The sequence below is a fragment of the Parasphingorhabdus sp. JC815 genome (assembly GCF_040717415.1).
Classification (GTDB): Bacteria; Pseudomonadota; Alphaproteobacteria; order Sphingomonadales; family Sphingomonadaceae; genus Parasphingorhabdus.
This window is the reverse complement of sequence record NZ_JBFEFM010000002.1, coordinates 407289-427150: the sequence shown is the minus strand read 5'-3', so window position 1 is coordinate 427150 and position 19862 is coordinate 407289. Positions and strand designations below refer to the sequence as shown.

Annotated in this window: 21 protein-coding genes; 11 read left to right on the top strand and 10 right to left on the bottom strand. The window is 51.9% G+C overall.

Features of this window, described 5'->3' with window-relative positions; translation table 11 throughout:
* The first annotated feature begins 177 nt into the window (after positions 1 to 177).
* Entirely contained in the window at positions 178 to 729 is a 552-nt protein-coding gene (locus AB1K62_RS07740) for a hypothetical protein (RefSeq protein WP_367002656.1), read from the top strand.
* A gap of 25 nt (positions 730 to 754) precedes the next feature.
* Here AB1K62_RS07740 and AB1K62_RS07735 read toward each other — a convergent pair whose 3' ends face one another.
* A complete protein-coding gene (locus tag AB1K62_RS07735; RefSeq protein WP_367002654.1) occupies positions 755 to 1654 on the bottom strand; it encodes a metal-dependent hydrolase in 900 nt (299 codons plus the stop codon).
* Positions 1655 to 1719: 65 nt separating this feature from the next.
* Between AB1K62_RS07735 and AB1K62_RS07730 the strand changes: the two genes are divergently transcribed.
* Entirely contained in the window at positions 1720 to 2316 is a 597-nt protein-coding gene (locus tag AB1K62_RS07730) for a helix-turn-helix domain-containing protein (RefSeq protein WP_367002653.1), read from the top strand.
* Between the two features lie 124 nt (positions 2317 to 2440).
* Positions 2441 to 3556 carry a sigma-54 dependent transcriptional regulator gene (locus AB1K62_RS07725; RefSeq protein WP_367002652.1) on the top strand — a complete coding sequence of 372 codons (1116 nt, stop codon included), beginning with the start codon at positions 2441 to 2443 and terminating at the stop codon, positions 3554 to 3556.
* On the opposite strand, the gene AB1K62_RS07720 is transcribed toward AB1K62_RS07725, so the two are convergent.
* A complete protein-coding gene (locus AB1K62_RS07720) occupies positions 3539 to 3961 on the bottom strand; it encodes a VOC family protein (RefSeq protein WP_367002809.1) in 423 nt (140 codons plus the stop codon). The genes AB1K62_RS07725 and AB1K62_RS07720 overlap by 18 nt on opposite strands.
* Positions 3957 to 4646, bottom strand: coding sequence for a hypothetical protein (locus tag AB1K62_RS07715; RefSeq protein ID WP_367002651.1), 690 nt, complete (start codon positions 4644 to 4646; stop codon positions 3957 to 3959). Before AB1K62_RS07715 ends, AB1K62_RS07720 begins: the two co-directional genes overlap by 5 nt.
* Positions 4647 to 4738: 92 nt before the next feature.
* Between AB1K62_RS07715 and lnt the strand changes: the two genes are divergently transcribed.
* The 4 genes from lnt to AB1K62_RS07695 all read left to right on the top strand — a co-directional run bounded on the left by lnt (position 4739) and on the right by AB1K62_RS07695 (position 9567).
* On the top strand, positions 4739 to 6340 hold the full coding sequence (gene lnt, locus AB1K62_RS07710) for an apolipoprotein N-acyltransferase (RefSeq protein WP_367002649.1): 1602 nt from the start codon (positions 4739 to 4741) through the stop codon (positions 6338 to 6340).
* An 88-nt stretch (positions 6341 to 6428) separates the two neighbouring features.
* A complete protein-coding gene (gene metK, locus AB1K62_RS07705) occupies positions 6429 to 7640 on the top strand; it encodes a methionine adenosyltransferase (RefSeq protein ID WP_367002648.1) in 1212 nt (403 codons plus the stop codon).
* A 28-nt stretch (positions 7641 to 7668) separates the two neighbouring features.
* The gene (locus AB1K62_RS07700) at positions 7669 to 8364 is read left to right on the top strand and encodes a tRNA (guanine(46)-N(7))-methyltransferase TrmB (RefSeq protein ID WP_367002646.1); all 696 of its coding nucleotides are present in this window, start codon (positions 7669 to 7671) and stop codon (positions 8362 to 8364) included.
* 195 nt (positions 8365 to 8559) lie between these two features.
* Positions 8560 to 9567: a metal-dependent hydrolase gene (locus AB1K62_RS07695; RefSeq protein ID WP_367002645.1), complete on the top strand. Its 1008-nt coding sequence runs from the start codon at positions 8560 to 8562 to the stop codon at positions 9565 to 9567.
* Here the strand turns inward: AB1K62_RS07695 and AB1K62_RS07690 are convergent.
* The 3 genes from AB1K62_RS07690 to rplU form a co-directional block, all read right to left on the bottom strand.
* The gene (locus AB1K62_RS07690) at positions 9564 to 10139 is read right to left on the bottom strand and encodes a GNAT family N-acetyltransferase (RefSeq protein WP_367002643.1); all 576 of its coding nucleotides are present in this window, start codon (positions 10137 to 10139) and stop codon (positions 9564 to 9566) included. The genes AB1K62_RS07695 and AB1K62_RS07690 overlap by 4 nt on opposite strands.
* A 240-nt stretch (positions 10140 to 10379) precedes the next feature.
* Entirely contained in the window at positions 10380 to 10649 is a 270-nt protein-coding gene (gene rpmA / locus AB1K62_RS07685) for a 50S ribosomal protein L27 (RefSeq protein ID WP_367002641.1), read from the bottom strand.
* A 3-nt stretch (positions 10650 to 10652) separates the two neighbouring features.
* Complete coding sequence (gene rplU / locus AB1K62_RS07680) at positions 10653 to 11141, bottom strand: 50S ribosomal protein L21 (protein WP_367002640.1); 489 nt, start codon at positions 11139 to 11141, stop codon at positions 10653 to 10655.
* A gap of 227 nt (positions 11142 to 11368) precedes the next feature.
* Here rplU and AB1K62_RS07675 point away from each other — a divergent pair, with 227 nt between their 5' ends.
* A complete protein-coding gene (locus tag AB1K62_RS07675) occupies positions 11369 to 11884 on the top strand; it encodes a hypothetical protein (RefSeq protein ID WP_367002638.1) in 516 nt (171 codons plus the stop codon).
* Between the two features lie 8 nt (positions 11885 to 11892).
* Here AB1K62_RS07675 and AB1K62_RS07670 read toward each other — a convergent pair whose 3' ends face one another.
* The 4 genes from AB1K62_RS07670 to AB1K62_RS07655 all read right to left on the bottom strand — a co-directional run bounded on the left by AB1K62_RS07670 (position 11893) and on the right by AB1K62_RS07655 (position 15790).
* Positions 11893 to 12459 (bottom strand): gamma carbonic anhydrase family protein, encoded by a 567-nt coding sequence (locus AB1K62_RS07670; RefSeq protein WP_367002637.1) that lies wholly within the window; start codon positions 12457 to 12459, stop codon positions 11893 to 11895.
* Positions 12456 to 13013, bottom strand: coding sequence for a GNAT family N-acetyltransferase (locus AB1K62_RS07665; protein WP_367002636.1), 558 nt, complete (start codon positions 13011 to 13013; stop codon positions 12456 to 12458). The genes AB1K62_RS07670 and AB1K62_RS07665 overlap by 4 nt, the downstream gene beginning before the upstream one ends.
* Positions 13010 to 14023 (bottom strand): porphobilinogen synthase, encoded by a 1014-nt coding sequence (hemB, locus tag AB1K62_RS07660; protein WP_367002634.1) that lies wholly within the window; start codon positions 14021 to 14023, stop codon positions 13010 to 13012. The genes AB1K62_RS07665 and hemB overlap by 4 nt, the downstream gene beginning before the upstream one ends.
* A gap of 126 nt (positions 14024 to 14149) precedes the next feature.
* On the bottom strand, positions 14150 to 15790 hold the full coding sequence (locus AB1K62_RS07655; protein WP_367002633.1) for a M23 family metallopeptidase: 1641 nt from the start codon (positions 15788 to 15790) through the stop codon (positions 14150 to 14152).
* A gap of 210 nt (positions 15791 to 16000) precedes the next feature.
* Between AB1K62_RS07655 and AB1K62_RS07650 the strand changes: the two genes are divergently transcribed.
* The 3 genes from AB1K62_RS07650 (at position 16001) to fdxA (ending at position 19593) form a co-directional block, all read left to right on the top strand.
* A complete protein-coding gene (locus AB1K62_RS07650; protein ID WP_367002632.1) occupies positions 16001 to 18790 on the top strand; it encodes a helicase-related protein in 2790 nt (929 codons plus the stop codon).
* 35 nt (positions 18791 to 18825) lie between these two features.
* Positions 18826 to 19128, top strand: a complete 303-nt coding sequence (locus tag AB1K62_RS07645) for a S4 domain-containing protein (RefSeq protein WP_367002631.1) — start codon at positions 18826 to 18828, stop codon at positions 19126 to 19128.
* Positions 19129 to 19254: 126 nt separating this feature from the next.
* Positions 19255 to 19593: a ferredoxin FdxA gene (fdxA, locus tag AB1K62_RS07640; RefSeq protein WP_367002630.1), complete on the top strand. Its 339-nt coding sequence runs from the start codon at positions 19255 to 19257 to the stop codon at positions 19591 to 19593.
* Positions 19594 to 19862: the final 269 nt, after the last annotated feature.

The window sequence follows — 19862 nt, the reverse complement described above, 5'->3', positions numbered from 1 at the left end:
ACTGTTGGTCGAAACCTTCGGCGCATTGTGGCCATTTCAGTCATTTTCCGAGCATCTTATTTAAAAACAACAGATGCTATCCAAAGCGCCCACGGCGGCATTTAACGAAATACTAACCATATTTTGGTCCAATAGTCCTCAGCGAGAACCGAGCAATGTTCCAATACAGGAGGTAACATGGCCAAGGAAATGCAAGTGATACCCGGCGCATTGACGCTGGCAGAGATGAAGGAATTTGCCGGCTTCGGTTCGGCAACCCAGCGTTATATACGGCGTTCGCTTGACGTTGGACTGGACCGCGCGGATGCAGTGCAAACATGGTCTCGCGATGCCGTTGAGGAAAGCGGTATCAAGGAACAGGCGAGGCTTTACAAACGTCTTGCCGATATTCGCAAAGCTATTCCCGACGACTGCACTATTGATGGTATTGAGCAGTTCATGTCACCCCTGATCCAGTTATCGGCTTATGATCTGGGGCAGGGGCGTATAAATAGTTTTCCGGCTTATCGTTTCCTTTATGAGCGCTTGCTTGGTCCGGATGTCAGGCCCTGGTTGCCGGGAGGATTTTGTGCCGCCGCATCGTTGCCGCACCTGCATCCAAAAACGCGCAAGAGCTTGCTTCAGTCAATCAGCGAAGCAGCTGCAACTGCTCCCGGCTGGTCTACCCGCGAACCCAGTTTTTATCCTGAATGGGTGGATAAGGTGGATATAAGTAGGGCGGCAAACTAGCGGCTATGCATCCTGCTCTTGGCTTTTACGCGGCTTGAGCTCCTTCCGGCAGTGCCGCTGAAAATTCGCTTTCGGCAAGGTTGATCAAATGCCGGTCATCTTCGTTCCAAGGATGAAAACCGGGAAGGAAGAACTTGATCCACGGGATAATGATTTTCCGCGCCACGCCGGGTGTGATGAATAGAAATTTCAACAATTTTGCCTTGATGCGCCAGCCGGTAAGGCCGTCTTGCGCCAACAGGTCAAGCGTATCGGTATAGCGGTTGGCCCAGAAATTGCGGGTGATGACCAGCATCATTAGCGCTTTGACTTTCCAGCGTTGCCAACGGGACCAGTCACGGGTCGCATAGAGCCATGTGTCATAGGCAACGCCTTTATGCTCAATTTCTTCCAGCGCGTGCCAGCGCCATAAATCGGCTGTTTCCTGATCCGCATTGGCAAAATGCTGTGGATTGGCGATAAATTGTTGCGCCATGATTGCAGTGAAATGCTCAAGAATCATTGTGGCAGCCAGATTAGCGATCACGGGACGATCTTTGGTCATTTCCAGCGATTCGGCAACGCGCCTCTCGATTGCGCCAGTATTATAACCGGCATCTTCAACGCGGCGGTTAAGGGCGACATGCTCGCGAGTATGAATAATTTCCTGTTTTACAAAAGCGCGGATTTCATTTTGAAGCTTTTCCGGCGTAATATCACGAAAGGCTTTGACGCTTTCGATAAAAAACGCCTCGCCGCGCGGGAAGGTCAGCGACAGCGCATTATAAAATGCTGTCGCAACCGGGTCGCCATTGAGCCACCACCGGCCCGGCTCATCACCGGCATCGCGTCCAAAGCGACGATCCCGCGGAGTTATCTGATGATCTTTGGGTGTCGGCGTCACAATGCTGGCCGGTTGCGCTTGCTTGGTGCCCTGAATGTTCATAAAAGTTCGCTTTTCCACAAAATAATGTCTACATTCGAACATGCACATTAAAATTACTTACACAAATGTCAATAGTTAAGCGACGCCTCTCTCCGGAAGAAAGCCGCGGCATGGCTTTGGCCGCTGCCTGCGACTTGTTGATCGAAGCTGGTCCTCAGGCCGTAACGCTAAAGGCTGTGGCCTCGCGGATTGGCCGGACGCACGCTAATCTTCTCCACCATTTCGGTTCCGCATCGGGATTGCAAAAATCGCTTGCCCAATATCTGACAGATCAGGTTTGCGGATCAATTGCCCAGGCAGTGCTGAAGTCGCGTACAGGTGAAGGAACGGTGCGCGATATTGTTGACCTGACCTTTGATGCTTTCGACAAGCAGGGCGCGGCAGCTTTGTCGTCATGGATGTTGCTGACAGGAAATGAAGATGCGCTTGACCCGATTGTCGATGCGATCCACGTGCTGGTCGATGAAGTGGGTGAGGGCGGCCATGAAGATAAGGAAATGCATGAGGATACGCTGACACTGGTACTCATGGCATTGGGAGATGCGCTGATCGGAGAGCGGCTTGCCAGTTCTCTTGGTCTGCCACGAAATAAAGCACGCGATGTGGCGGAAAGGCATTTGGAGCATGCGCTGAACCGCTGGAAAAACGAACATCAAGACTAAGATGGTGACGCGTTCAGAACCATTTTCCTCCATAATCGACCAAACTGTCAAATATTTTACGGCCCGTTGCATATAGGTTTTCCATAGATCTCAAAAGAGACGTTTTACGGGAGTGTGAATTGCTATGGAACAACGCCCCAATTCTATCGGGAATGAACGGATATTGCATCCTGATGATCCTGCCCATCATCTAGTCGGAGACAGTGCTGCAATAGAAGAGGTGCGTAGCCTGATCCGCTATGCTGCGGCTACATCTATACCTGTCATGATCACCGGACCATCGGGTTGCGGGAAAGAGGTGGTGGCAAAAGCACTGCATCTTTGCTCTGCGCGGGTAAATGAAAAATTTGTTGGCGTGAATTGCGGGGCAATCCCTCGTGATCTACTGGAATCAGAGCTTTTCGGGCATGAAAAAGGGAGCTTCACCGGCGCAATAGGCCAGCGTAAAGGGCAGTTTGAAGATGCCAGTAAGGGCACGTTATTTCTTGATGAAATCGGTGACATGCCTTTTGACATGCAAGTCAAATTGCTCCGCGTGCTGGAAGAGAAGCAGATTGAGAGGATAGGCAGCACAGAGTCGATTGCGATTGACACGCGGATTATCTCGGCCACGCATCAGAATCTGGATCAGGCCATTGCCGAGAAACGCTTTCGGGAAGATCTGTTTTATCGTCTATCGGTCTTTCCCATTGATATACCCGCCCTAAAAGAGCGCCGGGATGATATTGCACCGCTCATCCGTCATTTTATTGAGAAGATCGACGGGGAAGAAATCTATTTTACCTCTGAAGCCATGGATATATTAGAAAATTATGCATGGCCCGGCAACGCCCGGGAATTACGCAATATTATCGAACGGGCGGTGCTGCTATTTCCCGGCATAATGATATCGGCCAGTCAGGTGTCTTCCTTGTTCCGCCGCCGGGCATCCACTGCGCCGACCTATCAGCAACATGGGTTGCCATCGAGTTTCGCGGGCGGTGCTGCGGCGCAGCCTTTCAAAGATGAGGCCGGTGATAAAGAAACATTGGGTGGGGGCTTTGATCTGAAAAAACATCTGATGCAGGAAGAGCGTAAATATCTATTGTCGGCTCTTAGAATGGCGCAGGGCGTAGTGGCAGAAGCCGCTCAGCTGGTCAGTCTGCGCCGCACGACATTTGTGGAGAAAATGCGGCGGCATAAGATTGAGCGTAAAATGGCGCTGGTGGATTCCCGATCGGAACTAGTCCGCGACGAATAGTTGTCGATCATCGACGAAAGCTTTGAATTCAAGAGCATTTCCGCTGGGATCAAGGAAGAACATTGTAGCCTGTTCACCAGCCTGCCCACGAAACCTTATGGTCGGATTGATGAGAAAGTCAGTTCCTGCATGTTTCAGCCGCGTCGCCAGAGCCTCCCATTGCCGCATCGTCAGGACAACGCCAAAATGGGGGACGGGAACATTTTTTCCATCTACCGGATTGGCCATCGCCAGCGGTTTCATATGCTTGTCCAGATGAGCAACAATCTGATGACCGAAAAGATTGAAATCAATCCAGCAATCACTGCTTCGGCCTTCCTCGCATCCCAGTAGGTCGCCATAAAATTGCCGCGTCGCAGCCAAGTCATTAACGGGGAAGGCGAGGTGGAAGGGGCGGGGTTCAATGCTCAAAATTCTGGCCCTTATTTTCTGGGGCGGCGAGCAAGAAACAATGGTCGATATCTAGATCTTCCTGAGACGCTTGTTGAGGCTGGGCGATTTTCATTTCTTCCCGAATTTGAGTAAGGATAATATCGCTTTCATTTCCGCTCTTTCCCTCGCCGCGCATCTTTTCACGGGCGCGACTGTCAAGCACAAAAGCCAAGGTTTTCAAATCTTGCGCCATTTTGGATAGATTTTCTTCCTCGTAAACTTTCTCATAGGCTAGCTGCATCATGGCGGCACATTGGTTTAATGTCGGTTTGGGTTTACCCGGAAGTGCGACATCCAGCAGCGGCAGGCATTTTTTCATTTCAGTGGAGACGATCTCGTCGGGTTCGGCAGCATCTTTGGCCTTGGTTTGTTGATCGGCAACCGCTGCCAATATTGCATCGCGCACCTGCTCACGCGACTGTCCGGTTTCTGCCATCACCTTTTCACCAACCTGTCCCGCATAGGTGCGTCCGCGTTCGGTGAGTATCGGATAGCGTAGAGCGCTATCAATCCCGCGCTCTTGTTCCGATGCAACAATCGCAAAGGTCGCCACACAGGAAATCTCGCGTTTGTGTATTTCGTTCATGTCCGTTGGTGCCTCTCTGGCAGGGACAGAAGCAGCTTGGGAGATTGCGAGTATCAAGAGAAATAATTTCATATCCCCGCTATAGCGGGGCTTTGTTCCTGGCCGCAAACGGGAAATGCCAAATAAGGTTTGAATCATACCAGATAACGCGGCAAAAGCTGCTTGTGAAAACTCTCCAAACCTTGTTCGCAAAATATTCGCTTTGGCTATCGTTGGTCGCCGGGGCGGTCTCTGCGACCGGCTTTGCGCCGTTGGGTCTTTGGCCGATCGCTCTGCTGGCACTGGCGCTGTGGATGGCCATTGTGGATAGGCTTAACAGCCGTAAAAGGGTTTTTCTTGCCGGGTGGTTGTTCGGTCTGGGACATTTTATTGTCGGGCTGAACTGGATAGCAAAGGCTTTCACCTATCAGGCGGCGATGCCGGAATGGCTAGGTTATATCGCTGTCATATTATTATCCCTTTATCTGGCTATTTATCCGGCTTTCACCGCACTTGGCGCGTGGGTTGCAGGTAAAGGGCGCCCAATAGTTTTTATTCTGGCCTTCGCCTGTTTCTGGATCATTACGGAATGGCTGCGTAGCTGGGTGTTCAGCGGGTTTATATGGAATCCGCTAGGCGTGCTTATGCTCGATACACCATTTTCCAGCAGCATGCGGTCAATCGGAACTTATGGTTTTTCGGGCATCGTCGTCGGCATAGCCGGCCTGACCGGTGTTGCGATTGGCGGGGTCATGGGCGCGCAATGGCGGATAGCAGGGCGCAGCGTGGTTGCTCTTGCCATAACCGGAATCGGTGCGGTTTTGCTCGGCCTTTTGGGTAGCGGAGATGCGCTTCCAAAATCTGGAGATCAGCCGAATATTACGGTTGTTCAGCCCAATATCGGTCAACAGGATAAATGGCAGGCCGGTTATGAAGATCAAAATTTTGCCAAACTTGCCGAGCTTACTGTTCGCAAAAATGATATGGACCAAAATGATCCCCGTATCCTGTTCTGGCCTGAAGCGGCGATCCCCGATTATCTGGAAACGGGTTATCCGCAGCGTTATTATTATGGTCGTCCCCCGACATTGTTGCGTACGCAATTGGCTAATCTGATGCAGCCCGGCGATGTGCTGGCGCTAGGGGCTCTGAAGCTGGAATTTGATGAAGCAGGCGCTCCTGATGAAAGACGCGCGATCGGTGCGCGTAACAGCGTTTTTGCGGTGGATTCGAGTGGAGAATTATTGGGCCGATACGACAAGAGCCATCTTGTTCCTTATGGTGAATATCTTCCCATGCGGCCGCTGCTTTCTGCTCTAGGCCTGTCACGTTTGGCACCGGGCGATTTCGATTTCTGGCCCGGACCGGGGCCGCGCTCACTTGATCTTGGTGCGCTTGGCAAGGCCGGTTTGCAGGTCTGTTACGAAATCATTTTTTCCGGTCAAGTCGTTTACCGTGAAGACCGGCCCGATTTTATCTTTAATCCATCAAATGATGCGTGGTTCGGATCTTGGGGGCCACCTCAACATCTGGCTCAATCCCGGCTACGCGCGATTGAAGAAGGCTTGCCGGTCATCCGCTCCACACCAACCGGAATTTCGGCTGTCATCACCAGCAAAGGCCAAATTGTTGAATCTATTCCAATGGGACAGGCCGGTCGGATTGATACCAAATTGCCACAGCCGGATGCTCCGACTTTATTTGCGCGCTTTGGAAATACCCTGCCGCTTGGCTTTGCACTTATTTTGCTTATCTGCGCCATTGCCATTCGGCTTCGTGCCCGTTAGGTTACGCATATAAACATTTCTTTATATTACCGTTCAGCGCCTTTGATGCCGCAAAGCATCTTTTGGCGAACCAAATAGTGAGAAAAATATGCGTTCAGAATATATCTTCACCTCCGAATCTGTTTCCGAGGGCCATCCCGACAAGGTTTCTGATCAGATTTCCGATGCGATCGTTGACCTGTTTTTATCAAGAGATCCCGAAGCGCGGGTGGCTTGTGAAACTTTGACAACCACTGACCGCGTCATTCTGGCAGGGGAAGTGCGCGGCAAAGGCATTATTGATACCGATGGTAACTGGGTAGATGGAGCGCTTGAGGAGATTGAAAAAACGGCGCGCGATACTGTGAAGAAGATCGGTTATGAACAAAAAGGCTTTCATTGGGACACGCTTGCTTTTGAAAACCACCTGCATCCACAGTCCCCTCATATTGCGCAGGGCGTAGACGAGAATGGCAACAAGGATGAAGGCGCCGGAGATCAGGGGATCATGTTTGGTTATGCCAGCGATGAGACACCGGTTTTGATGCCGGCAACTCTGGAATATGCACATCAGATTCTGAAAAAGATGGCCGATGATCGCCACAGCGGTAAGGCTCCGTTTCTGGAGCCGGACAGCAAGAGTCAGGTCACGTTGCGTTATGTGGATGAGGTGCCTGTCGAGGCTGTCGCGCTGGTGGTTTCGACCCAGCATGCACCGGGCTATTATAAAGACAGTGACAATCCCGCACTCTACAAAGAGCTATATGACTATGTTTTGAGCGTGTTTCACTCTGTCCTGCCGGAAGGTTTTATCACTGATGATACAGTTATTCACGTTAATCCCACTGGCCGGTTTGAAATTGGTGGACCGGACGGGGATGCAGGTCTGACCGGGCGCAAGATCATTGTGGACACCTATGGCGGTGCCAGTCCCCATGGCGGCGGTGCCTTCTCAGGCAAAGATCCCACTAAAGTAGACCGCTCAGCGGCCTATATTACCCGGTATCTGGCGAAAAATATTGTTGCAGCCGGATTGGCTAAACGCTGCGCGATCCAGCTTTCATACGCTATTGGCGTGGCCGAACCCTTGTCGATCAATGTCGATCTGCATGGAACGGGGACGGTCAGTGAAGAAAAGCTGGAAAAAATATTGCCAACTCTGGTACGTTTGACTCCCAAAGGTATTCGCACCCATTTAGGGCTTAACAAACCGATTTATAGCCCGACTGCGGCATATGGGCATTTCGGACGTCATGCAGAGGGTGATCTTTTCACTTGGGAAAAGACAGATTTGGTGGATGCGTTAAAAGCAGCTGTTTGAATCAGTTAATGGGTGCTAACCGCCCCGCATGACTAATAAAGAGAATCACGATCCGACCACAGTCCGTCAGCTTTATGGCCGTCGGCAGGGTCATGCCCTACGTGAAGGACAAATAGAATTAGTTGAGAAATTACTTCCGCAGATTAGCGTTCCGACAGAGGGGCCGGTAACATCAAAGCTGTTATTTGGTGATAACCGTCCTCTGCATTTCGAAATTGGCTTTGGCGCAGGTGAGCATATGGCAGCTCGAGCTGATATGTTGCCGGATCATGGCTTTATCGGCTGTGAGCCATATTTGAACGGAGTGGTTGGCGCGTTACAGCATATCCGCAACGGTGTTCTGCCCAATATCCGGCTCCACATGGGTAATGCGCTGGATGTGCTGGAACGGATTCCCGATGGCAGTTTAAATTTTGTTTATTTATTACATCCTGATCCGTGGCCAAAAGCCCGTCATGCAAAACGGCGTTTTATGAATCATGGTCCGGTTGATCTGATCGCGGCAAAGCTGAAATCTGGCGGCGAGTTTCGGTTTGGCACCGATCATCCTGTCTATCTGGAATGGGCGATGATGATCATGAACGGGCGAAGTGAATTTAACTGGCTTAGTCAAGGACCGCAAAGCTGGTTGATACGACCAGGTGGTTGGCCAGAAACCCGTTATGAAGCCAAAGCAAGGCGGCAAGGACACGAGGTCTGGTATTTCCGTTATCAGCGCAAATGATATTATCTAATAACAAATAATCTAAAAGATTTACTATTTTACTACTGTTTACTACATGCACCCTATTGTAAAATCGCAGTTGTCTGTGGTTTTGTTCGTTGCTGTTGGAGTTTTGTTAACCCTCATAAACTATATCCGCTGAACCAATAGCTGGTCGCGCAGATATTAGATCAATCAGGGGAGCTCTAACGAACAATGGGCAATATTCCATTAAACCACGATGCCGCGAGCCCAGAACAGATCAGTGCAGAAGCGATCGAAGCGGACGCTGACAGCCTCTATGAAACAGTCATGGGCAGTGCCACTCCGTCTGATTTGAACATTCAGTCGCGCAACCGGCATTTTTCTTCTGCAGCCATAGATCGTCGTTACTGGGTTGGCGGTGACCCTTATGCCACAGCATTTTTCAACGCATTATCTATCACCTTTCCGAAAGGAGAGACGTTTTTCATAAAAGTGCTTCAACAATATCGGGACGATGCACCAGAGAAATTGCGGCGGGAAATTTCCGGCTTTGTGCGTCAAGAGGCCGTGCACAGCAGGGAGCATCTGTTTTTTAATAAACAGCTAGAGCAGTCCGGTTATGACACATCGCGACTTGATAAAACATTGACAGATGTGCTCGACCGAATAGGGCAAATGTCACAAACTGAGCAGCTGGTAGCTACCACTTGTCTTGAGCATTTAACCGCAATCATGGCCGCCGAATATATAGCAAATCCACGCCATTTAAGAGACGCGGATGCCGAGCAGCGTAAAATGTGGCTTTGGCATGCCTCGGAAGAAATTGAGCATAAGGGCGTCGCCTATGATACATGGCTACACGCGACCCGGGATTGGAGCCGCACAAAACGCTGGCTGACTAAATCGGTTTTCATGACGCGTATCTCTTTGAGTTTCGCTAAAAACCGTTTCAAGGGCGCTTTAGACCTGCTGCGTCAGGACGGAGTATCAGATCTGAGAGCCCGTCTAGGTATATTGCGTTATGCCTTCGTCAAGCCGGGATTGCTGCGTCACGTTTTCTGGCCATGGATGCAGTTTTTTCTTCCCGGCTTTCATCCGTGGAACAAAGATGACCGGCACCTGATTCAATTGGCAGAAAGCGAATATGAAGCTGCGATCATGGACCAGCCAAAAGTGGCGGAGACCGTCGCTGTTATGGACAAACACCAAAATAGCGTTCCTGTGATAAAAGTAGCCTAAGCAGCTAACCGTCGCATGTCGTTGTCCTCTATGTCGCAGTTTTCCTTACTGTTGGAAACAGCATTTAGCGACAACAGGAATTCGACAGTCTTAACCAAGTCATTGCGGCCTTTGCTAAACCGCGATAATATGCGACCGCTTGGCCGAAAGCCCAATTTGGTCAGTACGTTAGCCGAGGCAGGATTGTCGATAAAATGGCTCGCGACAATTTCCTGGTGGTTTAGCGCTTTTGCTGTTTCCAACACAGCCCGGCCAGCTTCCGTAGCATAGCCCAGACCCCAGTGGTCGCGGCCGATCCAATAGCCCAGCTCGACACTGTTGCCTGCTGTCGGTTCAAGCCCGCACGTGCCGATGAGGCGCGGTGTACCGGCTGTCCGGCGATATATTAGCCAGCGCGGGTTTCTATCCTTATGGGGAAGAGCAAGAAATGCTTCCGCATCGCGCCGTTCATAGGGCCATGGCGCACTAGCAAGGTTGCGGACGATGGCTTCATCATTAATCGCATTATAGAGCGCGTCGGCATCTTCGGGCCAACCCGGCCTTAATAATAGTCTTGGTGTTCTGGCAAACATAGAACTCTCCGTTTCTTTTGGCTTAAGCCGAAGTTCAACCAGCCCTGCATTGTCTTGTTTAACCGCTCTGTAGGATTGAGTGATGACAATGCTGTGACAGGTTCGACAGGGAGAGATATTTGCTTACATAAAAAAAGGGAGAGGGGGTGACCCTCTCCCTGAAATCCGGTGGTTCTTTCGAGCCGTTCCAAATTATGGCTTGGTCATCCCTCAAAGGATAACCAGCTATTGGTTATCCCGTTACTCTGCGGCTTCCGCCATGGCATTGACCGACACATATTTGCGGCCAAGCTTGCCTTTGTGAAATTCGACTTTTCCGTCAATAAGCGCGAACAAAGTATGGTCTTTACCAATACCGACATTGCGACCCGGATGAGTCTTGGTTCCGCGTTGGCGGATAATAATATTGCCGGCTACAACAGCTTCGCTGCCATATTTTTTGACGCCTAAACGGCGGCCTTCTGAATCACGGCCGTTACGTGACGAACCGCCTGCTTTCTTATGTGCCATGGTTTAGTCCTCTTTCTTAGCAGCCGGTTTCTTTGCGGCTGATTTCTTGGCCGGAGCCTTTTTCTCTGCTGCTGGCTTTTCTTCTGCTTTTGAAGCAGTCTTTTTAGCTGGGGCAGCCTTTTTTTCAGCAGCTGGTTTGTCTTCAGCAGGCTTGGCAGCTTCCTTCTTAGGCGCGGCTTTTTTGGCGGCCTTTTCAGAACCGATCGCGTTGATCTTCAACACGGTATGCTGCTGGCGATGGCCGTTTTTACGGCGATAATTATGCCGGCGGCGCTTCTTGAAGATAATGACCTTCTCGCCTTTTTCCTGCGCTACAATTTCAGCAGCCACGGTCAGGCCTTTCAGGTCTTTCATGTCACTGCCGTCACCGGCCAGCAACACATCATCAAGGGTAACCGAATCGCCGGCTTCACCAGCTAATTTTTCGACTGCGATTATATCTCCCGCGGCAACACGATATTGTTTACCGCCGGTGCGCACTATAGCGAACATGGCATTTTCCCGTTTCAATCTTGTGGTTCCAACGCATGGGCAAGGAAACGCGAGTCTCTCGGCTCACGTTGGAAAGAGTGAGCGGGTACTAGATAGACATGGCTGTGTCAACCGGCGCTGGCTGAATTTCAGGTATATAATAGTGGCGTAGATGCTCAGACACCATGATAATGCAACGCAACGCAAAGACCATTGCCGCAGCAATCCGCGCAGCCTAAGATGTTTTTATGAAATTATCCATCATTCTGGTCCCGGCCTTGAGCCTGTCTTTATCCGCATGTGCTATGCAGTCCGGTGATTTCCCGTCCTTATCGAAACGGGCATATGAAGATGAATCGGTAATTGATGACAAGGCACCAAAGCCACCGCAAATGAGTGCTCTCCCGGCTGCTTTGGAAAATGCTGTCGCGGCAGCTGTGCGACAAAGTGGCGCGGCGCATGAGGTTTTTCTAAAAAACTTGCCCAAGGCCAATAACCGTGTTTCCGCAGCTCGCGGTGCCGCCCCCTCCAGCGAATCATGGGTGGTGGCCCAGATGGAGCTTTCGTCATTGGAGAGGGACCGCAGTCCGTCGATCTCGGCGTTGGCGGACCTGGATTCTCTATATATGCAGCGGCTCGAACAGGAACTTGACGGAGCAGAGCTAGGCGCAGCGGCGCTTATCGCAAAATCAAGAGACGATATTGAAAAGCAGGTTGCGGCGCAGCAACGGGAAATAGATACATTGAAATCCCGGTTACGCTAATATCCGGCTTATTTTTGCGCTGCCCTTGCAGCCTCTATTGCTGCTTTGTGCGCTTTGCCATTTTCGACATAATGAGCCACGCCCATCCGCATACCAGCGATGGCGGGTTCGGTGAGGTCGCGTAAATATTTGGCGGGTGATCCGGCCCATAGCTGACCTGTCGGGATTCGTTTGTTGGGGGTTAATGTTGCGCCAGCTGCCAACATGGCGTCCCCTTCGATGACGCAGCCGTCCATGACCGTTGTGCTCAGGCCGACAAAAGCGCGATCTTCCAAAGTGGCACCGTGGAGCATGACCATATGGCCGACCAGAGCGTCTTCGCCAATAATCGTCGGATTGCCGTTCGGCGTGGCCGGGGTTGCACTATCGCAGTGGATGGTCGTGCCATCCTGTATATTAGAGCGCGCGCCAATCCTGATGAAATTGACATCGCCGCGTATCACGCAATTATACCAGATGCTGGCCTCTGGGCCAATTTCTACATCACCGATAATCTTGCAACCGGGGGCAATAAAAGCTGATTCGTGAATCTTGGGCGTTTTGCCATTGAACGGCAGGATAAGCGGATCGGTCATATGTCGGATTTCCAGTCTTTGGCTTCAATATGGTAAACGATAGTCGGATTCAGGCTATTATCATATTCTGGATCGTGAAAGTCCAGCTCTGGCCGGTGGGTCATGCCAAGGCGTTTCATCAGTCCCCATGACGCTTCATTGGCGGCAACCGTTAATGCCACAACGAACGGAGCGTTATAGCGGGTAAAGGCGGCATCCATTGCCGCCGCTGCGGCTTCCTTCGCATAGCCCTCGCCCCAGACATCCTCACGGAGCCGCCAGCCTATCTCAAATGCGCCGGTTAATTTGGGTTGGGGGGCATTCACACGCTTCAAACCGCAAAAGCCAAGTAACGCGCCATCGGATTTGCGCTCGACAATCCAGAATGTGTGCCCGAAATCGCGGTGATAACCTTTGATTCGCTCCACCGCCGCCAGAAATTCTTCCCGCGATTGCACGCCGCCCAGCCAGCGGGTGACGTTGGGAGTATTGAGATGTTCCATGAATGGTTCGATATCTGTATCGCGCCAATTGCGTAGCCGCAGCCGTTCTGTTTCCAGAACAACATCGTTCATGCAGTATCTCCATCACGCAAAAGCCGCGCTGCATCGGCGGCAAAATAGGTCAGAATGCCGGAACAGCCCGCCCGCTTGAACGCGATCAGCTTCTCCATCATCAAAGCATCACGGTCGCCAACACCTGCGGCTGCGCCCGCCTCGACCAACGCATATTCGCCCGAGACCTGATAAGCGAAAACCGGCACGTTAAATTCAGCTTTGGCGCGATAAATGATGTCGAGATACGCCAAGCCCGGCTTGACCATCACGCTGTCTGCACCCTCGGCAATGTCCATAGCGATTTCACGGATGGCTTCATCGCTATTGGCCGGGTCCATCTGATAGGATTTCTTGTCGCCTTTCAATGTATCGCCAGAACCAACTGCATCACGGAATGGCCCGTAAAACGCGCTGGCATATTTTGCGGAATAGGCCATGATCTGGACAACATGGTGATTGGCCAGTTCCAGCGTATCGCGGATAGCGCCGACCCGGCCATCCATCATATCGGAAGGGGCAATAATGTCTGCGCCGGCATTGGCTTGATTCAAAGCCTGTTTGGTCAGCATGTCGAGGGTCCGGTCATTATCGACATAGCCGTTGGCATCAAGCAAACCATCCTGCCCGTGGGCGGTATAAGGGTCCAGCGCCACATCGGTCAGCACGCCGATATCATCTCCCATGGCATCTTTTATCGCTTTGGTCGCACGGCACATCAGATTGTCGATATTCAGCGCCTCTGCGCCATCATCGCTGCGTTTTTCGGGTGGCGTGTTGGGGAAAAGGGCTACGCACTGTATCCCGAGCTCGCGTGCTTCTTTTGCACGCTCTACAATCAGGTCCACCGACCAGCGGGATACACCGGGAAGCGCCGCAACCGGATCTTCAATTCCGTGGCCCTCCGCAATGAACAGGGGCCAGATAAGGTCCGAAGGCGTCAAGACATTTTCACGGACTAACGCTCTGGTCCAGGAAGTAGCGCGAGAGCGACGCAGGCGCGTGCGGGGGAAAGCATGGTTTTGGGTCATAAAGACAATATAGAGTGGCGGCGGCGTAGGGCAATTTTTATTTAACCGCGTTTATTACACCTCAGGCGCCGAAAATATAAAGTCTTCCGCTGCGCCTTATGGTATGCGAGCTTCAATCATTAACTCTCAACTAATTGATGTTTTTTCGATCCGGTTAATTTCTCTTTGCGGCTCTTGATTGTTTGACGCGCTTTTCAATGACCCCAGAGCTGCTCCGGGTGTAACATTCCTCAAGCGCTGTAATTCGTCTTTGAACCTTGCGAGTTCTTTGCCGTTTAGCGCGGCGCGTTCGACGAATTTAACCGAATTGGGGTTAATTGTCCGGCCATTGCGATAAAGTTCATAATGCAAATGTGGGCCGGTCGAAAGGCCGGTAGAACCGATATAGCCGATAATCTGTCCCTTGCGGACGCGGGTTCCGTTGCGTACGGCAATGCGGCTCATGTGCGCGTAGCCGGAAGCGAGCGAGCCGCTATGCTTTAATTTCACATATTTACCATAGCCGCCCTTGCGGCCTGCATAGGCGACAGTGCCGTCTGTCACCGCGTATATCGGAGAGCCATAGCCGCCGCCAAAATCCATCCCGCTATGCATGCGTTTATAGCGTAATATCGGGTGGCGGCGCATACCATAGCGCGATGTGAGGCGTCCCCGTGTAGGGCGGACCAGCTCGCCGCGGGATTGGCCGACACCGGATGCCTCAAACCAGTTGCTGCGTCCGCCGCTGGTCCATTTCAACATCTGTGCCTTCATTTTTCCATCGCGCTCTATACCGGCATAAAGCAAGTCTCCGACTTCCACTTCGCCGGTTTCGGCCCGGCGATAATCCAGGATTATATCAAATTCATCTGTCGCGCGGATATCGCGTGAAACCGACATTTTCTTGCCGATGACTTGGAGGAACTTTTGTACAGCTCCGGCAGGTGCGCCCGCTGCACGAGCGGAGCGGTAAAGGCTGGTACCAACTACGCCCTTCACCCTTAATGGTGTATTATCAACCATGATCGGTTGACGGTTGAGTTTCAGTTGTCCACCGCTACGTTGAATTTCCAGATTCAGATCAAAACGCGCCCGAAACGCCATTTGGTCCAGCGGCCTTGGTTGGTTTTGGGAAGCGCGACGTCCCAATGTAACGTCAATTTTCGTTCCTGGCTTGATCTCGTCCAAACTAATCGCTTCAGAGATTAGATTTGTGACTTCACCTGCTTCTGAATCGGCTATTCCTGCACGTTGTAACACTCGCCGTAAGCTATCCCCTTGGCCAAGAGTTGCGATAAGTTCAACATATGGACGTTCAGGACTTTGCGCCAATGGCCGTACGGCGTCCGTAGCGGCCATTCGGATACCGGTATCCGCCCCATAAGCAAGCGGGGTGATCATTTGCGAGCGTGCCCGATCCGCATGAAGCCCTGTAAGAGCCGCTTTTGAATGGCCGCTGATTGGGCCAAATTCAGGGAACAGAGATAGCGCGAAGCCGCAGAGCAAGACCAATGTTGCAAGCCCGCGAAACCATGTAAAACTACCGATGTTACGGCCAAGGTCGGGCACCCAGTCAATCTGGGCCAGATATTCGCGCCATTGTTCCATTTTACCGGTCAGGAGGCCGGGCCATATTTTCTCAATGATCGGGCCGGAGAAAGCAGATGCCGGTGCTGACGGTTCTGCGGTAATCGCGGCAGACCCCATTCCCTGATCAGCAAGCATTTCGATACTTTTGAACAAACGCACCCCTTCGCGGTGTTGTTCCTGAAGAAAAGCTTTACGCAAAGATCAGAGTGTCACCGCAATGTTATTTTTTCATTGTGAAGGAACAAGGTTAAAGTCAAATTAAGATCGAATCTGATCACAAGCTATGCGTTAAACCGTGCTAATTCGCGGATATCCGGCAAGTGGCCACTATTAACATCATAAACTATTTTGCTGGTTCAGGGCGGATTATACTTGCCAGTTTGACATAGATGCGGTGAGGTAGGGCAAATGTCCGATTTTTCTCAGTCCCCCGTTATCGCTGTTCTGGGCCCGACGAACACCGGCAAGACCCATTTGGCGGTCGAAAGAATGTGTGCCCATTCCAGCGGCATGATCGGTTTTCCTCTGCGTTTGCTGGCAAGGGAGGTTTATGACCGCGTCGTAGCGTTAAAAGGTGAAAACCGTGTGGCACTGGTTACGGGGGAGGAAAAAATCATTCCGCCGGATGCCCGCTGGTTTTTGTGCACAGCCGAAGCGATGCCGGTTCACAGAGATTTCAGCTTTGTAGCCATTGATGAAGCCCAGCTTGGAATAAATCCCGAGCGCGGGCACATTTTCACCGACCGGATGTTGAATATCCGTGGCCGAGATGAAACGATGATTTTGGGTTCCGACAGCCTGCGACCGTTGATAGAGCAATTGATTCCTGACGCCGAGATTATCTCTCGCCCGCGGTTTTCCACGCTCAGCTATGCCGGCTCACGCAAATTATCACGATTGCCGCGGCGCTCGGCGATTGTCGCCTTTTCACTTGAAGATGTTTATGCCATCGCCGAAATGCTCCGCCGGCAACATGGCGGAGCGGCCATTGTTATGGGGTCACTGTCACCGCAAACCCGCAATGCGCAGGTCAAAATGTATCAAGACGGCGAAGTGGACTATCTGGTCGCCACAGACGCAATCGGCATGGGGTTGAACCTGGATGTGTCCCATGTTGCCTTTGCATCTTTGAGGAAATTTGACGGCCGCCGCCGTCGCCGCCTGACACTCGCAGAAATCGGTCAGATCGCTGGCCGTGCGGGTCGTCATCAAAAGGATGGCAGTTTCGGTGTGCTATCGGGGCTGGCGTCATCGGACGAGTTGCAGCCGGAAGAGATAGAACGGCTTGAAGATCATGATTTTCCGCGTCTGGAATGGCTATACTGGCGCAATGCAGAGCCGGATTTGACCAGCGTCACCGACCTGATCCAATCCCTTGAAGAGGCACCGGGGGAGCGGCTGTTACATGCGGCGCCGGAAGCCGTTGATCTGGCGGTGCTCAAACGGCTGGCGCAGGATCCTGATGTTACTCGGCTGGCCAAAGGAAAAAATATGGTGGGCCTGTTGTGGGAAGCGGCCTGTATTCCTGATTTTCGCAAAGTCGGCGCTGATCATCAGGCACGTTTTGTTGCCGCGCTCTGGCCCTATCTGGCACAGGGCAGCGGTCGTATTCCTCACGCACGCATGGCGCAGGAAATCGCACGGCTGGAAAATGTCCAGGGTGATATTTCTACCCTTGCTGCTCGTATATCTGCTGCGCGCAGTTGGAGCTATATTGCGCAAAAATCGCGCTGGGTCGAACAAGCCGGTGTGATGGTGGAGCGCACACGCGCACTGGAAGCCCGGTTAAGTGATGCCATGCATAATCAGCTAACCCAAAGATTTGTTGATAAGCGCACACGCATGTTGATGCGCGGATTAATGAAAGATGCAGTCCCACAAGATGTTGCGCTGGAGCCTGATGGCGCGATATTAGTTGATGGAGTAGAAATTGGGATGCTGAAAGGCTTCCAATTTGTTGTTCCTTCGGATAGCCGGAGGGAAGACCGCAAGATGCTGTTAGCTGCAGCGGAAAAATATTTGGGACCGATTATGACCGACAAAGCCGATGCACTTGCAAAAGCACCCGATAGTGAACTGACGCTGGCTGCCGATGATGCCGGTCAACCGGTAATTTACTGGCAGGAGGCAAGGCTTGCCGTTCTGGCCAAAGGCAAGAATCTGCTACATCCCGAAATCAAATTTGATCGCGCCCTGAAAGACATCTCTCCCGAGAACAGCAAAAAGGCCGAAGAACGGGTCAAGCAGTGGGTAGAGGTGATGAAGGCAAAGCATTTGGAAGGACTCGTCAAAATAGACGCGCTTGCCAATGATGCGGCGACCCCTGCCTCTGTTCGTGCATTATTTGCCCAGATCGTGGAAGTGGGCGGTATAATCGAGCGACGCCAGATTGATCAGGCGGTTCGCGCTCTGGATAATGATTTACGAGGTGTGGCGCGACGCGGCGGGCTGGTGTTTGGTGCGCTGGATATTTTTCATCATGCATTGATGAAGCCGGGAGCTGTGCTTTGGCGCAATGCGTTGTTCGCGGCGCTGGATGAAAAGCCGATGATCGCGTTGCCCGGTGATAATGCGGTGCATCTCAAGGACTGGAAATTTGCCGTTCCTGAACATGCCAGTCGATTGGGCTTTCGCCGGATTGGCGGCGAATATGTCCGGGTCGATATGGCGGAGCGGCTGGTTAAGCAGGCGCATGAAGCACGGCAGGCAGGGCCGGTTTTCAAAATTGATCCCGCTCTTGCAACGTCCCTTGGATTGTCGGCGAAAGTGCATGAAGCGCTGCTCGATATGGCTGGATTTGTAAAAACAGACGAAGAGCTTTCGGTTTCTGAAGCAGTCAGAACAGCTGAAGCAGACAAAACGCCTGAAGCGGATAAAGCAAAAGGAGAAGCAGAGGCTTCAGCGGAGGTTGCTTCATCGGCATCCTCAACTCCAGCGGCTCCAAAAGACAAAACAGTATCTTCAGTTTCAGCCGATTCAAATGATAGCGAGCAAGCGGAAACGCCTTCTCCGCATTGGCGCTGGAAGGGTATGGGTAAGCCGCGTTCAGGAAAACCGAAAAATAATCATTCGGGCAAGCCACGGAACAAAAAATCCGGTAAAGCGGGTTCCAGACCGCGCAAAACGGAACCAGTGTTGGCTACGGCGGGTGGTGCCTTTGCTGAACTGGCCGCGCTGAAAAAGGCGATGAAAAAATAGACTGAAACGGGGCTGAAAGACATCAGGACACTGTTTTGAAAAATAGAAAAGCCGCTGAAACGACCACTGATCCGCTGGTGCTCAGGATAGACAAGCTGCTTTGGTTTTTGCGTTTCGCGGGCAATCGGGCGATGGCAAAGAAATTAGCTAATAGAGGGCTTGTGCGCCTGAATGGCCGCAGAGTGGATCGGGCGCATATGATGGTCCGGCAAGGGGACATTTTAACGATTCCGAAAGGCCGTGAAGTGCATGTCATCCGGATTGCGGTTTTGCCCGTTCGGCGTGGCAGTGCCGTTGATGCAGAAAGTTGTTTTGAACGGTTGCGTACGGGCGAATGAAACAGCTCCGAAGGCATCGGAGTATTATATTAGACAGGAACCAGCTATTGACGTTACTAAATTTGCACAATAGCAGAGGCGCGATGATCGTATATTAACGGCCTGTAAGATGGAGTAGACGAGCCGATGACTTATGTTGTTACCGAGGCATGCATTAAATGCAAATATATGGACTGTGTGGAGGTCTGCCCCGTCGATTGCTTTTATGAAGGCGACAACATGCTCGTCATCAATCCCAGCGAATGTATTGATTGCGGTGTATGTGAACCGGAATGTCCGGCTGAAGCTATTTTGCCGGATACAGAAGACGGTTTGGAAAAATGGCTGGAAGTTAATACAAAATATTCCGAAAGCTGGCCAAATATCACTGTGAGCCGCGAACCGCCCGCTGATGCCGACGAGTTTAAAGGCGTTGAAAATAAGTTCGAGAAATTTTTCTCCGAAGCCCCTGGCGAAGGCGATTAAGTTTAGGGGTTTTATACAACCTCAAGCGTCGGGTGTAGGTTTTTTATAAACCTCAGGCGCCGGGCGCGGGCATCCGCCCGCTTGGCTTTCCTGCATAAGCTCGGGCGCGCGGTCGCGCTTGCCGACGCTACGCGTCGGTTCAGCCCTCCCTCGAGATGGCGCACCAAGGCGCTCCCTCGAAATGGCGTACCAAGGCGCTTCCTCGAGGTGGTACACCAGTCCGAGCGCAGCGAGGCAAGGCCGACCGGCCGCCGCGCCTTATGGCGCGT

What these genes read in the sequence shown, in the direction of transcription:
- AB1K62_RS07650 (WP_367002632.1), top strand. Translation starts at nt 16,001, where the DNA reads ATGTCCGATTTTTCTCAGTCCCCCGTTATCGCTGTTCTGGGCCCGACG.
- AB1K62_RS07690 (WP_367002643.1), bottom strand. Translation starts at nt 10,139, where the DNA reads ATGTTTGCCAGAACACCAAGACTATTATTAAGGCCGGGTTGGCCCGAA.
- metK (WP_367002648.1), top strand. Translation starts at nt 6,429, where the DNA reads ATGCGTTCAGAATATATCTTCACCTCCGAATCTGTTTCCGAGGGCCAT.
- AB1K62_RS07700 (WP_367002646.1), top strand. Translation starts at nt 7,669, where the DNA reads ATGACTAATAAAGAGAATCACGATCCGACCACAGTCCGTCAGCTTTAT.
- AB1K62_RS07675 (WP_367002638.1), top strand. Translation starts at nt 11,369, where the DNA reads ATGAAATTATCCATCATTCTGGTCCCGGCCTTGAGCCTGTCTTTATCC.
- AB1K62_RS07730 (WP_367002653.1), top strand. Translation starts at nt 1,720, where the DNA reads ATGTCAATAGTTAAGCGACGCCTCTCTCCGGAAGAAAGCCGCGGCATG.
- AB1K62_RS07695 (WP_367002645.1), top strand. Translation starts at nt 8,560, where the DNA reads ATGGGCAATATTCCATTAAACCACGATGCCGCGAGCCCAGAACAGATC.
- AB1K62_RS07715 (WP_367002651.1), bottom strand. Translation starts at nt 4,646, where the DNA reads ATGAAATTATTTCTCTTGATACTCGCAATCTCCCAAGCTGCTTCTGTC.
- AB1K62_RS07665 (WP_367002636.1), bottom strand. Translation starts at nt 13,013, where the DNA reads ATGAACGATGTTGTTCTGGAAACAGAACGGCTGCGGCTACGCAATTGG.
- rplU (WP_367002640.1), bottom strand. Translation starts at nt 11,141, where the DNA reads ATGTTCGCTATAGTGCGCACCGGCGGTAAACAATATCGTGTTGCCGCG.
- AB1K62_RS07725 (WP_367002652.1), top strand. Translation starts at nt 2,441, where the DNA reads ATGGAACAACGCCCCAATTCTATCGGGAATGAACGGATATTGCATCCT.
- fdxA (WP_367002630.1), top strand. Translation starts at nt 19,255, where the DNA reads ATGACTTATGTTGTTACCGAGGCATGCATTAAATGCAAATATATGGAC.
- AB1K62_RS07735 (WP_367002654.1), bottom strand. Translation starts at nt 1,654, where the DNA reads ATGAACATTCAGGGCACCAAGCAAGCGCAACCGGCCAGCATTGTGACG.
- AB1K62_RS07740 (WP_367002656.1), top strand. Translation starts at nt 178, where the DNA reads ATGGCCAAGGAAATGCAAGTGATACCCGGCGCATTGACGCTGGCAGAG.
- rpmA (WP_367002641.1), bottom strand. Translation starts at nt 10,649, where the DNA reads ATGGCACATAAGAAAGCAGGCGGTTCGTCACGTAACGGCCGTGATTCA.
- AB1K62_RS07670 (WP_367002637.1), bottom strand. Translation starts at nt 12,459, where the DNA reads ATGACCGATCCGCTTATCCTGCCGTTCAATGGCAAAACGCCCAAGATT.
- hemB (WP_367002634.1), bottom strand. Translation starts at nt 14,023, where the DNA reads ATGACCCAAAACCATGCTTTCCCCCGCACGCGCCTGCGTCGCTCTCGC.